The sequence below is a fragment of the Pectobacterium versatile genome (genome assembly GCF_003932035.1).
In the GTDB taxonomy this organism is placed as follows: domain Bacteria; phylum Pseudomonadota; class Gammaproteobacteria; order Enterobacterales; family Enterobacteriaceae; genus Pectobacterium; species Pectobacterium versatile.
The window spans coordinates 2083780-2096794 of the sequence record NZ_CP034276.1; the positions used below are offsets into that span (position 1 = coordinate 2083780).

The window sequence follows — 13015 nt, forward strand, 5'->3', positions numbered from 1 at the left end:
AGTGAGACGTTACTGAAAACAATAGCTATTAGCGTTTCTGGATATACGTCATGGCTAGCGCGAGTGCCAGAACCAGACCTTTGATGATATCCATCGCGTAATAAGGCACGGAGAGCATCACCAGTCCATTCTGCAAGACACCAAGAATAACGGCACCGAGCAGCGTACCCAGCGCGTTCGGCTTGCCGGATCCCGCCAGCGAGAAACCGATGTAGGCCGCGGCAACAGCATCCATCAAATAGCCGCCCCCTGCATTGACCTGCGAAGAGCCGATGCGTGATGCCAGTAAAATACCGCCTAACGCCGCGAGCAGTGAAGAAAACACGTACGCCTGTACCCGATAACGTGCCGTGCGAATGCCCGCCAGCCGCGCGGCTTCTGGGTTGCCGCCGATGGCATACATCCGGCGGCCGTGCTTGGTGAGGGACAGATACAGCTGCACCAGTACCGTAACCGCCAGCATGATGACAACAATAACCGGCACCTGGCCCAGCGTGGCAAAGAATTCAGGAATGAGGCCTTCCGCCATTTCGCCACTCGGCAGCACCATGTTCTGCGTGATGGAACCGCCGTAGCTGTAGGTCATCGCCACGCCCTGAATGACGAACAAACTGGCGAGCGTCGCCAGCATATCGGGAATCTTCAGCACGACGATGAGGAAGGCGTTGAATAGCCCGACCAGCGTACACAGCAGCAGCGTCAGGACAATCGCGCCAGTAGTGCCAAATCCATGCCAGACGAAAAGCGAGATAACCAACGCATTAGCTAACGAGGCCGTCGATCCTACGGAAAGGTCGAATCCGCCCACGGACAGCGAAATAGAGACGCCAATGGCAATCACCGTAACGATGGCGATAGAACGCAGAATATTGATGATGTTATACGGGTCGAGAAAGTTGTCCGACGCCAGCCCAAAGAGGGCAATCAGCGCAACAACCGTGATCAGCATGCCCCACTTATAGAGAAACTCGAAAACGTGGTGACGGAAGGGGAGCGCCCCGTTAGATGAAAGTGGGTGACTCACGCGGGAGTTCCTCCAGTTGAATATAAAAGTAAGGTTTCTTCGTCAATCTCAGCGGCATTCAGGTCTGCGACAATGCGGCCATCCCATAGCACGCAGATGCGATCGCAGAGCCCGACCAGTTCAGAGAACTCGCCCGACGCATAAATAATGCCTTTGCCCTGACGGGCGAGGCCGTCAATCAGGGTGAACAAGTCCTGTTTGGCCTTGATATCAACGCCTTTGGTGGGTTCGTCAAAAATCAAAACCTGTGCTTCGCTGCGTAGCCACTTGCCGATAGCCACTTTCTGCTGATTCCCGCCCGACAGACGCGCCAGCTTTTGCGCCGGACCGGTGGTGCGAACCGCCAGCCGTTCAACGATCTGTTTTGCCCAGCCCAAAGCCTTGCGACGGCTGAACAGGCCCCAGCGTGAAAAGCTATCGGTGGCGGTGATACTGAGATTCATGGTGACGGATTCATCAATAAAAATGCCTTCTTTACGCCGCTCTTCAGGAACCAGCGCCAGACCCTGTTCGACGGACTGGTGCGGTGAATGCGGCCGCCAGGGTTTACCACGATATTCACCCTGTGCGATCTGGCAGGGCTCTGCGCCGAACAGCGCTTTACACAGCTCGGTTTTCCCCGCGCCAGCCAGCCCGGCAATGCCCAGAATTTCCCCTTTGCGCAGCGTGAGAGAAATATTGTGCAGCAGCGTTTCGTCGTGTAAACCGGTGACCTGAAGCAGCGTTTCTGCGGAAGGGGTTGTTCGGCGTGGCGGGAAGATATCGTCGAGCCGATGCCCCAGCATTCTCTCTACAATCTCTTCGCCGCTGAGCCCCTGCATCGCACCGCTGCTGACAAACTCGCCGTCACGCAGAACGGTCAACGTATCGCAGATTTCGCTCAGCTCATGAATACGGTGGGAAATAAACACGATCCCGATGCCATCAGCCTGTAAACGGCGTACCACCTCAAAGAGGCGCGCGCTTTCGGCCTGATCCAACGGGGCGGTAGGTTCATCTAAAATCAGGAAGCGACATTCGTGGGATAACGCGCGGGCGAGCAGAATTTGCTGTTTCTCCGCGAGCGAGCAGGTATCTAGCCGTTGGCGAACATTGAGGTGGACGCCAAGCTGGTCAAGCAGCGCCTGCGCCTGACGATAGATCTGCGGCCAACTCAGCAGATGTCCGTCCTGCGCCAGCGTATCCAACATAATGTTTTCCGCCACGGACAGCGTAGGAACCAGCGCGACATCGACTTCCTGTTGCACCAGATGAATACCGTATCGCTTGGCATCACGCGGTGAATGGACGTCGACCTGCTTACCATTAATCAGAATGTCACCCTGATAGTGATCGTAAGCGCCTGATAAGATCGTCATGAGCGTGGATTTACCCGCGCCGTTTGCGCCAGTCAGGGCATGAATCGAACCACCTTCCAGTGTGAAATTAACCTGCTTGAGGGCGTGGAAACCAGAAAAGGAGATGGAAATGTTGTGCATTTCCAGTCGGCTTTGGGAGGTAGGAATCATGGTCGGTAACGCTCTTGGCGGTCAAGGTCATGAAATAACGGAAAAGAAAGGTAGCACATATCCCAGAGAATTTAATACAGCTTCAAGTGTTTGAGAGTTATTGGCTATGAACGAAAAGGCATAAATTAAATAAAAAAGTTCTTAAGCTGGCGCAGGCAAGTGAATAAGATGGGATTATCAATAGAGTAACGCAGCAGATTCGGCTGTCTACCCGTTATACTTCAAGTTGCATGTACGTTGGCTTTCCTCGCTCACCCCAGTCACTTACTGATGTAAGCTCCCGGGGATTCGCTGTGTCGCCGCCTTCCTGCAACTCGAATTATTTAGGGTATAAACATAAGATAAGAGCCGTGCTCAAGAGAGGGCTCGGCGAGGAATATTCAAACATGCACACAACGACAGTCCGCGTACAGGTTGGCCCTGCCAACTATTTCTCTTTCCCCGGCGCTATCGATAAGCTGCTGGAGTTTTATCCGCCAGACGTGCTGAAAAACGCGCTGTGGATCTACGGTGAGCGGGCGATTGCTGCGGCTCGACCGTATTTACCGGCTGAGTTCGATGCGCCTTCAGCCCGCCGCGTTCAGTTTGGTGCGCATTGTAGCGAAGGGGAAGTGGCAAAACTGGTGGCGCAGGCGGGCGATGAGTGTCAGGTCGTCATCGGCGTTGGCGGCGGAGCGGTGTTGGATACCGCGAAGGTCGCCGCGCGTCATATCGGCGTGCCGCTGGTGGCGATTCCGACTATTGCAGCGACCTGTGCCGCCTGGACGCCGCTGTCCGTGTGGTATAACGATGCCGGGCAGGCGCTGCGCTTCGAGATTTTCACTGATGCTAACCATCTGGTGTTGGTGGAACCACGGATTATTCTGGCGGCACCGGTGGAATACTTGTTGGCTGGCGTCGGCGATACGCTGGCAAAGTGGTATGAAGCCGTTGTTCTCAGCCCTAAACCAGAAACGCTGCCGCTTTCTGTTCGACTGGGCTTACAGGCCGCGCTGGATATCCGTAATGTATTGCTGCAACAAAGTGCCGCTGCGCTGGAAGCCGTCGAGCGTGGCGAATTGACGCAGGATTTTCTGGATGTGGTAGATGCGATCATTGCCGGAGGCGGCATGGTTGGCGGGTTGGGTGAGCGCTACACCCGCGTGGCGGCGGCGCATGCGGTTCATAACGGTTTAACGGTGTTGCCGCAAACCGAACGCTTCCTGCACGGCACCAAAGTGGCTTATGGCATTCTGGTACAAAGCGCGTTACTAGGCGACAACGACACGCTGCTCCAGTTGAAAGAGGCGTTTAAAGCGTTTGGTTTGCCGACCTCGCTGGCCGCGCTGGATGTGGATATTCACGATCGCGCCGCGCTTCAGGCCGTTATTGCTCGCACCTTGCAGGCGGGGGAATCCATTCATTATCTGCCGCTGACGCTCAATGAAGAGGTCTTGCTGGCCGCGTTTAACACCGTTGAGTCTATTGGGGAATAAGCGGATAGGAAGAGGAGGGCGGAGAGTATTCTCCGCCCCAAAGACTTTATCTCTAAAAAACCATGCTTTATCTTTAAAAACTACTGCGTTTTCTCGTAGGGGAATGAATTTTTGATAAAGTTGGCGTAGTAACGGTACTTCGTCTTGCTGGCCATCAGCTCTTCATAAATCATGCGTGCGACGCCGCTATAGAGATAGATGCTCCCATTCAGCAGTTCGACTTCCAACTGGCTTTTTTCTGCATCGTACCCGACTGAAAACAACTCTGTTGATGAAACTCGTTTTCTCTGCAAAATTAATCACTCCCAACGTATCAATACCGCATCCTGACGATATACCACCTTTTGGGTTTTCTAACCATATTGTGTTATAGCTCGAAATATATCGGGGTTAAACAGCAGCATATCTTTATTAGATCATGAATAATCAGTAAACGCTCACAGAATTCTTGCTCTGTCGCCCATCGACCCGCTTTGTTTGTCGTCGATAAGGTGATATTCCGATCGCACCATTAATCCTGAGCAATAGCCCGTTGAAAAGCTGGCTGGCTTTCTATCCGCTCAATGTATTGTTTGATGTGCGGGTAGTGGCTGAAATCCAAACGTGTTTTCGCCAACACCAGCGGGACTGCCATTTGGATATCGGCACCGCTGAGCGACTCTCCCGCAAACCAATCTTGTTTAGTTAAATGCTGTTCGATGAACTGAAGTTGCGTCGTCAACCGCGGCACAATAAAGGCCTGCTCGATGCTTTGCACAATTTTGCGCGCGATAGGGCGGATGAAAAACGGCATCGGCGCGGACTCTGTCTTCGCCAATACCAAACGCATCACCAGCAGCGGCATAAGGGAACCTTCGCCAAAATGCAGCCAGAAGCGATAATCCAGCAGGGCTTGCCCGCTCTGTGGACGGAACCTGCCGTTGCCGTAAGTCTCAATCAGGTATTCCACAATGGCTCCGGATTCGGCAATCGTCAGTTCGCCATCGGTAATCACCGGCGATTTCCCTAGCGGGTGAATCTGCTTGAGCGACGCTGGGGCGCTAAACGTTTTTGGATCACGCGCGTAGCGAATGATTTCATAATCAACGCCCAGCTCTTCCAGTAGCCAGGTCGCGCGGGTTGAGCGGGATTTTTCGAGGTGATGAACGTGTATCATCAAGATTTCCTTTTTATTTGTCTTGGTTCCGTTATTCAGCACGGTGCAGGTGTGTGATTGTTTTACTGAGAGTTGCTGTAACAAGGAAGTGAAAATAGCACTCGGGGGACGCCCCCCGAGTGCGGTTATCAGCTAGATGAGCATAGCCCATTATTCGTATCGCGATTATGCATACAACTATTTATGCATACAAATAGTGGGCGTGGAAGCGCAGGTGATCTTCGATAAAACTGGCGATGAAGAAATAGCTGTGGTCATAGCCAGACTGTGTTCGCAGCGTCAGCGGCCAGTCATACTGGCTTGCCAGTGCTTCCAGTTTCGCCGGTTGCAACTGATCGGGGAGGAACTGATCGCAATCGCCCTGATCGACCAGCATAGGCAGCTTCTTCTGGCTATTCGCCAGCAAATGGCAACTGTCATACTGCAACCACTGTGTTTCATCCTCGCCGAGGTAGGCGGTAAGCGCCTTGCGCCCCCACGGAACCTGGCTTGGGTTAACGATCGGTGCGAACGCCGACGCAGACATAAATTGGTCTGGGTTGCGTAGCGCCAGCACCAGCGCACCGTGCCCGCCCATCGAATGTCCACTGATGGACTGACGGCTATTCACGTTAAAATGTTGCTGGATCAGCGCGGGTAATTCGCTGCTGATATAGTCATACATCCGGTAGTGTGCCGCCCAGGGCGCTTGCGTGGCATTCACGTAGAATCCCGCACCCTGACCCAGATCGTACCCTGCGTCGTCTGCTACGCCATCGCCGCGCGGGCTGGTGTCTGGCATGACCAGCACCAGACCCAGTTCGGAGGCAACGCGCTGCGCACCGGCTTTTGTCGTAAAGTTTTCGTCGTTGCAGGTTAACCCAGACAGCCAGTAAAGCACGGGTGGCGGTGTGTCATCCTGCGTTGGTGGCAGATAAATGCTGAACGTCATCGATGTGTTCAGCGTTTCTGACACATGGCGGTAGCGCTGTTGCCAGCCGCCAAACATACGGTGTTCTTCCAGCAGTTCCAGTGATGAATTCATCGCTGTACAGCCTCCTTATTCTGTTCCTGACGGTGGTGCAATTAACCGAAATGAATCACTGAGCGAATCGATTTGCCTTCGTGCATTAAATCGAATGCTGTGTTGATGTCGTCCAGCCCCATGGTGTGGGTGATGAAGTCATTCAGCGGGAATTCGCCTTTCAGGTAACGATCGACAATACCTGGCAGCTCGCTACGGCCTTTCACGCCGCCGAAGGCAGAACCACGCCATACGCGACCAGTGACCAGTTGGAACGGACGGGTTGCGATTTCTTCGCCAGCGCCTGCCACACCGATGATGATGGATTCACCCCAGCCTTTATGACAGCACTCTAGCGCGGAACGCATGACATTGACGTTACCGATACACTCGAAGGAGAAGTCTACGCCGCCATCGGTCAATTCAACGATGACGTCCTGAATCGGCTTATCGTAATCTTTCGGATTAATCAGATCGGTCGCACCCAGTTTACGCGCCAGATCGAATTTGCTGGTGTTGAGATCGATACCGATGATGCGTCCGGCACCTGCCATTTGTGCACCGATAATCGCTGACAAACCAATGCCGCCGAGGCCGAAAATCGCAACCGTATCGCCCGCTTTCACTTTTGCAGTATTCAGCACGGCACCCATCCCGGTGGTGACGCCACAGCCCAGCAGGCAGACTTCTTCCAGCGGTGCTTCTTTATTTACTTTCGCCAGTGAAATCTCAGGCACGACGGTGTGCTCTGCGAAGGTGGATGTGCCCATGTAATGGAAAATCGGTTGGCCGTTTTTGGAGAAACGGGTGGTGCCGTCCGGCATCAGACCTTTACCCTGCGTGGAGCGAATAGCCTGACACAGGTTAGTTTTGCCGGAGCGGCAGAATTTACATTCGCCACATTCTGGGGTGTATAGCGGAATAACATGATCGCCAACGGCAACGCTGGTCACGCCTTCCCCGATGGCTTCGACAATCCCGCCGCCTTCATGGCCAAGAATCGCAGGGAACACGCCTTCAGGATCTTTGCCGGACAGCGTGTAGGCATCAGTGTGGCATACGCCGGTTGCGACGATGCGCACCAACACTTCACCTTTCTGCGGTGGCATCAGATCCACGTCTTCAACCGACAGTGGCTGGTTTGGACCCCAGGCGATGGCGGCGCGGGTTTTAATCATTTGCATGGTGGTGACTCCTAATGGCATTCCGTTATGGGTAGTAAATTGAATGACAGGACGTGGCATTGATCGCTGTGTCGTCCTCTCTTGAAAATGGTCGTTCATTCCGACTGAGCGGGTGGTTCAATCATGCTGCACTGTTCAATAATGAGCTTTTTAAGCGCCTCGACATTAGGGCCGAAGGCGTCGCGTCGCCAGACGAGCCAGGTGGACGCGGCGGCGATATCGGACGGTAATTCATGTACCTGAACACGCGTGCCTGCGGGCAGTGATTCGAGGACGGCATACGGGAGCATGGCCAGCCCGGCACCGCTGGCGACACAGGCAAGCATGGCATGGTATGAGTGGATTTCCATGATGGTGCTGGGTACGACGCCATCCTGCCGGAACCAGTTCTCAAGGCGCTTTCTATAAGAACAGCTGGGGCGAAAAGCAAACAGGGTATCGTTGCTGGCATCCCGCGCATGGGTAATCGGGGCGTGTGCAGGGTCAGATATCAGCACTAACCGTTCCGCAAAACACGAACACCCATTCAGCTCATCGTAGACAACGGGGCCGTCCACTAACGCGGCTGCCAGCGTTCCCGCCCGCACGCGCTCAATGATTTCCCCCGATGTGCCGGTATTCAGGGACAGCGAAACGTTGGGGTAACGCTGATGATAAGCCGCCAATAGCGTAGGCAAACGGGTTGCAGCGGTGCTTTCCATCGAACCGAGCGCGAAATTACCGGCGGGTTCACCCGTGCGCGTCATGCTGATCGCTTCTTCACTAAGTGCCAGAATGCGCTGCGCATAACATAAGAAATTGTGCCCAATAGGGGACAGGCGCAGGCGCTGTTTCTCACGGATGAACAGATCGGTGCCCAGTTCCAGTTCCAACTGGCGCAGCCGCGTGGTCAGATTGGAGGGTACCCGATGAAGCTGCTCTGCGGCGCGCGCGACGGAGCCCGTTTCGGCGACGAGACAGAACATTCGGAGCTGGGTCAAATCCATATCTTTCTCTTTTCGTAATGAACTGATGTTTGATTATTCATTTTTTGTGAAGTGTAGCGGCAAGCAGCGCATTTCGCAACTGGCTTACGCCACACTGACGTGAGCGCAACGTAAACCCAGCGCGATGAGATGTGCTCGGAATGATGAAAATGACGGGCGTAATTATCATCAGGATTAATATTTATACGTAGAGAGATAAAGCGATAGCAGCCTGAATTAATAGCATCATAATCAACTAATACAAAGAACAGGCTTTGTCCTCTGGAAAATAAGCTAGAATGATAAATAAGAATAATCACAGAAAAATAAAACTGTATTTTATCCTGACGCAATAGCGGAAGCGCGAAAATAAATAGATAATTAAAATAAACAGTTAAATGTGAAGATAAATTGTTGTATCGGAGCAATAGTCATAAGCTATCGCAATTCTTCATTTTTATCGCATTTGTTGATGGGAAGGCGTAAAGTGCACGCCTAAAGTGCCGATAATGTTAATGTATGGTAGGAATACCTTATCGTTATTGTAAGGAAGTGTGTCTTTTGGTCATTAAAGGAAAATAACTCTAACTAATGAGAGCCTCTGCTCTTCATTAAATGACGTAACACCCGGCGTATTTCCAATTAAAAATGTGCGGTTATCTTGCAGAAAGCGCAGAGGAAAATCGCCAGATAATTTATAGGAGTCTTCTGTGAATTTTTTAAAAAATATCACCATCAGGGCAATGCTTTTAACAATATTAGGTCTGTTTCTGGTTGTATGGGGTGGAGCGTCTTTCTTTACCACCACCTCATTAAGCAGCATGACCAAACTATTGGAGTCCAGCGAAACTCAGCGTAAAAACGTAGAGATGCTGATGAAAGGCAATGACCAGTATTTTCGTACGGTTACTCGTGTCGTTCGCTCGATGGATTTCCAACAAACGGGTGATGTCGCCGATGCGGAGAAAGTATTCACGGCTGCAACCGCGGCATTTAAAATCACGTCAGATCAACTGGCTGCATTTAAACGTATTGAACATGTTGGCGTTGATAAAGAAACCGCAGACAATATGATCGCCGCGTGGACCCAACTGTTGGATAACGGGTTGACGCCGATGCTGAATGCCGCACGTGAGAATCGTCAAGAAGAGTTTCGTCAGCTTTTCCGTAAAACCTATCCTCCGCTGAGCGTGGCGTTTGGTGCCAACATGGATAAATACCAATCCGCGATTCTTTCGTCGTCGGAGGCGTCAATGAACGAGGTATCTAGTCTGGTTAGCTGGAGCAACCGTATTCTGCTGGGTGCGATGGTTATTGGATTGCTCATCCTGCTGCTGACGGATCGCTATCTGGTTCACTATCTGGTCAAGCCGTTGAATATGATCAAAGGCTATTTCCAGGTGCTGGCTGCCGGTCAGCTTGGTCATCCGCTTGAAGAGTTTGGCCGCAACTGTGCCGGGCAGCTGATTCCTTATCTGAAAGAGATGCAGGGCAGTCTGGTTAATACGGTGTCCATTATTCGCGACAGCTCTGCATCAATTCATCAGGGCTCAAGCGAAATTAAAAGCGGCAACAACGATCTGTCCGCACGTACCGAGCAGCAGGCCGCCGCACTGGAGCAGACTGCTGCCAGTATGGAAGAGCTGAGCGCGACGGTGAAACAGAATGCCGATAACGTTCATCAGGCTACTAAGTTGGCGCAGGATGCTTCCGTTGCGGCGAAGAAAGGCGGCGACGTCACGGCAGATGTGATGGCGACGATGGCGAGTATTACGACCAGCTCGAAGAAAATTGCTGACATCACTAGTGTGATCAACGGTATTGCCTTCCAGACCAACATTCTGGCGCTGAACGCAGCGGTAGAAGCTGCCAGAGCTGGCGAACAAGGCCGCGGTTTTGCGGTCGTTGCTGGCGAAGTCCGTAATCTGGCGCAGCGCAGTGCTCAGGCAGCGAAAGAAATTGAAAGCCTGATCACCGAATCGGTTGCACGTGTCAACATGGGGTCAAATCAAGTCACACAAACCGGCGAAGCGATGGATTCCATCATTTCCGCCATTACCCGAGTGAACGATCTGATGGGCGAAATCGCATCGGCATCGGATGAACAGAGTCGCGGTATTACTCAGATTGGTCAGGCTGTTACCGAGATGGATGGCGTGACACAGCAGAACTCCGCACTGGTACAGGAATCTGCTGCCGCCGCTGCATCGTTGGAAGATCAGGCTCGCCAGTTGACTGAAGCCGTATCGGTGTTCCAACTGTCGGCCACAGATGCCCCTCGTCGTCCTCAGCAGCGTCTGGCGGAGAAAGTGCCAACAACGCAAAAGCCGATGTTATTGGCGGCCGCTGGCGGTAAGAAGGGCAATGCTAACGACAACTGGGAAACCTTCTGATAGCTTCACAGCACGGGTCGTCAGGGCGCTGACGACCGCAAAAGTCAGGTGATTTACCGTTAAAAGCACTGGGATATTCTCCCGGTGCTTTTTTGTTTATCACTGACTTTTTTATTTATCACCGAATAGTTACGACGGAATAGGCGTTTTTTTGAGCATGCGATTAGACCTTGTTACTGCGCACAAGCACATCGGGCACGCTTGATAACTTGAATCTATTTCAACAATCATGACATACAATCGCTGGATAATCGTGACTCTCTCAACTAGAGTGTTGACGGCGCTAGGGTCTGACCAAGACCGTGATAGTGCGATAGGCATAGTTACACCTGCAGGAGAATAATAATGTCATCACTAAGTAAAGAAGCCGTTATGGTGCACGAAGCGCTGCTGTCACGCGGTCTGGAAACGCCGCTGCGCGGCGCGTTGTTGGATCGGGATACGCGTAAGCAACGTATTGCCGAGCATATGACGGAAATTATGAATTTGCTGAGCCTCGATCTGGGCGATGACAGCCTGGCTGAAACACCGACGCGTATCGCCAAAATGTACGTTGATGAAATATTCTCCGGTTTGGACTACGCCAACTTCCCCAAAATCACCATCATTGAAAACAAAATGAAGGTCGATGAAATGGTCACCGTACGGGATATCACGCTGACCAGTACCTGTGAACACCATTTCGTGACGATCGATGGGAAAGCGACGGTGGCGTATATTCCGAAAGATGGTGTAATCGGCTTGTCGAAGCTCAACCGAATTGTTCAGTTTTTCTCTCAGCGCCCTCAGGTGCAGGAGCGCTTAACGCAGCAGATTCTGGTCGCGCTACAAACGCTGTTGGGAACCAACAACGTTGCGGTTTCGATTGATGCGGTGCACTACTGCGTGAAGGCACGCGGCATTCGTGATGCAACCAGCGCCACGACCACGACATCGCTCGGTGGGCTGTTTAAATCCAGCCAAAATACGCGTCAGGAATTCTTGCGCGCGGTGCGTCACCACAATTAAGCCCTCTCTTATTGGCGATGATGAAGGAAATGCGCTTTGTCATCGTCAAATCAGCAAGCATCTTCGCTTTTTCTCTGTATGTGCATACAATCGCTACTTCGATGATTTGAAAATGTAATTTGTATGCCTTCTCACACTATACCGTCACCTCATTCGCCACCCTCGCGGATCGTTGCGTTGGATTTTTCGCGCGGCGTCGCTATCTTGGGCATTTTACTGCTGAATATTACGGCGTTTGGTTTACCGCATGCTGCCTACCTGAATCCGGCCTGGCAGGGACAAACCACATTATCTGATGCCTTAACCTGGGCGGCGATGGATCTGCTGGCGCAAGCAAAATTTCTGACGCTGTTTTCTCTTCTTTTTGGCGCAGGGTTACAACTGCTGCTGTCGCGGGGGAAACGCTGGGTACATGCACGTCTGTTCTGGTTGATGATCATTGGTCTGATTCATGCCATTTTCCTGTGGGATGGCGACATTTTACTCGACTATGCGCTGATTGGGCTGGTGTGCTACGGCATGATTCGCCACGCGGAAAGTAGCCGATTGTTAATGCGGACGGGGGCGGTCCTGTATCTGGTGGGGATCGGCGTACTGTTTGTGTTGAGCCAGATTTTGAGCCTGCAACCGGGACGTTTCTGGCTGCCGGGCATGGCGGACATCGCCTACGAGGCCTACTGGCGGGCGTTAGGTGGACCGGTAGCGTGGGGGAACCGTGTCGATCTGCTGACGGAAAGTCTGTTATCGCTGGGCGTGCAGTACGGCTGGCTGCTGGCAGGGTCGATGCTGCTGGGTGCAGGATTAATGCGCAGCGGCTGGCTGAAAGGTGAGTTCAGTACGGCACACTACCGTAAGGTTGCGCTGTGGCTGATTCCTCTGGGTGTGGCGATTAACAGCGTTGGCGTGGTGGGGCAGTGGCTGGTGGATTGGGAGTATCGCTGGAGCGGGCTGTTATTGCAGATCCCGCGTGAATTGAGTTCACCTTTGCAGGCGATAGGGTATCTCGCGCTGTGCTACGGCTTTTGGGCCACGCTGTGCCAATGGCGCATCACGTATTGGATTACGGATGTCGGGCGCATGGCGTTAAGCAACTATTTGCTGCAAACGCTGATTTGTGTGGTGTTGTTTAATCAGCTTGGCCTGTTTATGGCGTTCAGCCGCCTGCAACTGCTGGCACTGGTGCCCGCTATCTGGATCGCCAATCTGGTCTTTTCTCACTACTGGCTGCGCTATTTCCGTCAGGGACCGCTCGAATGGCTATGGCGCAAACTCACCAATGCGATAGGGAAGACGGCGTAG

The 13015-nt window shown here is 52.7% G+C and carries 11 protein-coding genes; 4 read left to right on the top strand and 7 right to left on the bottom strand.

All coding sequences use genetic code 11. The features are described from left to right. Window positions 1-28 precede the first annotated feature (28 nt). Together EIP93_RS09480 and EIP93_RS09485 are read right to left on the bottom strand one after the other, a co-directional pair. Entirely contained in the window at window positions 29-949 is a 921-nt protein-coding gene (locus EIP93_RS09480; RefSeq protein ID WP_219614339.1) for an ABC transporter permease, read from the bottom strand. Window positions 950-1020: 71 nt separating this feature from the next. Next, on the bottom strand, window positions 1021-2532 hold the full coding sequence (locus EIP93_RS09485) for a sugar ABC transporter ATP-binding protein (protein ID WP_125232629.1): 1512 nt from the start codon (window positions 2530-2532) through the stop codon (window positions 1021-1023). A 386-nt stretch (window positions 2533-2918) separates the two neighbouring features. On the opposite strand from EIP93_RS09485, the gene EIP93_RS09490 reads away from it, so the two are divergent. Further along, the gene (locus EIP93_RS09490; RefSeq protein WP_119158599.1) at window positions 2919-4007 is read left to right on the top strand and encodes an oxidoreductase; all 1089 of its coding nucleotides are present in this window, start codon (window positions 2919-2921) and stop codon (window positions 4005-4007) included. An 80-nt stretch (window positions 4008-4087) separates the two neighbouring features. Here the strand turns inward: EIP93_RS09490 and EIP93_RS09495 are convergent, their stop codons facing one another. The 5 genes from EIP93_RS09495 to ptrR all read right to left on the bottom strand — a co-directional run bounded on the left by EIP93_RS09495 (window position 4088) and on the right by ptrR (window position 8336). Beyond that, a complete protein-coding gene (locus EIP93_RS09495) occupies window positions 4088-4300 on the bottom strand; it encodes a KTSC domain-containing protein (protein WP_029367290.1) in 213 nt (70 codons plus the stop codon). 218 nt (window positions 4301-4518) lie between these two features. Continuing rightward, window positions 4519-5163, bottom strand: a complete 645-nt coding sequence (locus EIP93_RS09500; protein ID WP_103971005.1) for a glutathione S-transferase family protein — start codon at window positions 5161-5163, stop codon at window positions 4519-4521. Between the two features lie 181 nt (window positions 5164-5344). Beyond that, entirely contained in the window at window positions 5345-6187 is an 843-nt protein-coding gene (gene fghA / locus EIP93_RS09505; RefSeq protein WP_109225630.1) for an S-formylglutathione hydrolase, read from the bottom strand. A 41-nt stretch (window positions 6188-6228) separates the two neighbouring features. Continuing rightward, entirely contained in the window at window positions 6229-7350 is a 1122-nt protein-coding gene (locus EIP93_RS09510; protein ID WP_164498009.1) for an S-(hydroxymethyl)glutathione dehydrogenase/class III alcohol dehydrogenase, read from the bottom strand. 95 nt (window positions 7351-7445) lie between these two features. Beyond that, entirely contained in the window at window positions 7446-8336 is an 891-nt protein-coding gene (gene ptrR / locus EIP93_RS09515; RefSeq protein ID WP_103971003.1) for a putrescine utilization regulator PtrR, read from the bottom strand. A gap of 689 nt (window positions 8337-9025) precedes the next feature. Between ptrR and EIP93_RS09520 the strand changes: the two genes are divergently transcribed. From EIP93_RS09520 to yeiB, 3 genes are all read left to right on the top strand, one after another. Further along, a complete protein-coding gene (locus tag EIP93_RS09520; RefSeq protein ID WP_125232630.1) occupies window positions 9026-10708 on the top strand; it encodes a methyl-accepting chemotaxis protein in 1683 nt (560 codons plus the stop codon). A 345-nt stretch (window positions 10709-11053) separates the two neighbouring features. Next, entirely contained in the window at window positions 11054-11716 is a 663-nt protein-coding gene (gene folE / locus EIP93_RS09525; protein WP_010294723.1) for a GTP cyclohydrolase I FolE, read from the top strand. Window positions 11717-11839: 123 nt separating this feature from the next. Beyond that, window positions 11840-13015, top strand: coding sequence for a DUF418 domain-containing protein YeiB (gene yeiB / locus EIP93_RS09530; RefSeq protein WP_125232631.1), 1176 nt, complete (start codon window positions 11840-11842; stop codon window positions 13013-13015).

What these genes read in the sequence shown, in the direction of transcription:
- yeiB (WP_125232631.1), top strand. Translation starts at nt 11,840, where the DNA reads ATGCCTTCTCACACTATACCGTCACCTCATTCGCCACCCTCGCGGATC.
- fghA (WP_109225630.1), bottom strand. Translation starts at nt 6,187, where the DNA reads ATGAATTCATCACTGGAACTGCTGGAAGAACACCGTATGTTTGGCGGC.
- EIP93_RS09480 (WP_219614339.1), bottom strand. Translation starts at nt 949, where the DNA reads ATGCTGATCACGGTTGTTGCGCTGATTGCCCTCTTTGGGCTGGCGTCG.
- ptrR (WP_103971003.1), bottom strand. Translation starts at nt 8,336, where the DNA reads ATGGATTTGACCCAGCTCCGAATGTTCTGTCTCGTCGCCGAAACGGGC.
- EIP93_RS09490 (WP_119158599.1), top strand. Translation starts at nt 2,919, where the DNA reads ATGCACACAACGACAGTCCGCGTACAGGTTGGCCCTGCCAACTATTTC.
- folE (WP_010294723.1), top strand. Translation starts at nt 11,054, where the DNA reads ATGTCATCACTAAGTAAAGAAGCCGTTATGGTGCACGAAGCGCTGCTG.
- EIP93_RS09510 (WP_164498009.1), bottom strand. Translation starts at nt 7,350, where the DNA reads ATGCAAATGATTAAAACCCGCGCCGCCATCGCCTGGGGTCCAAACCAG.
- EIP93_RS09485 (WP_125232629.1), bottom strand. Translation starts at nt 2,532, where the DNA reads ATGATTCCTACCTCCCAAAGCCGACTGGAAATGCACAACATTTCCATC.
- EIP93_RS09500 (WP_103971005.1), bottom strand. Translation starts at nt 5,163, where the DNA reads ATGATACACGTTCATCACCTCGAAAAATCCCGCTCAACCCGCGCGACC.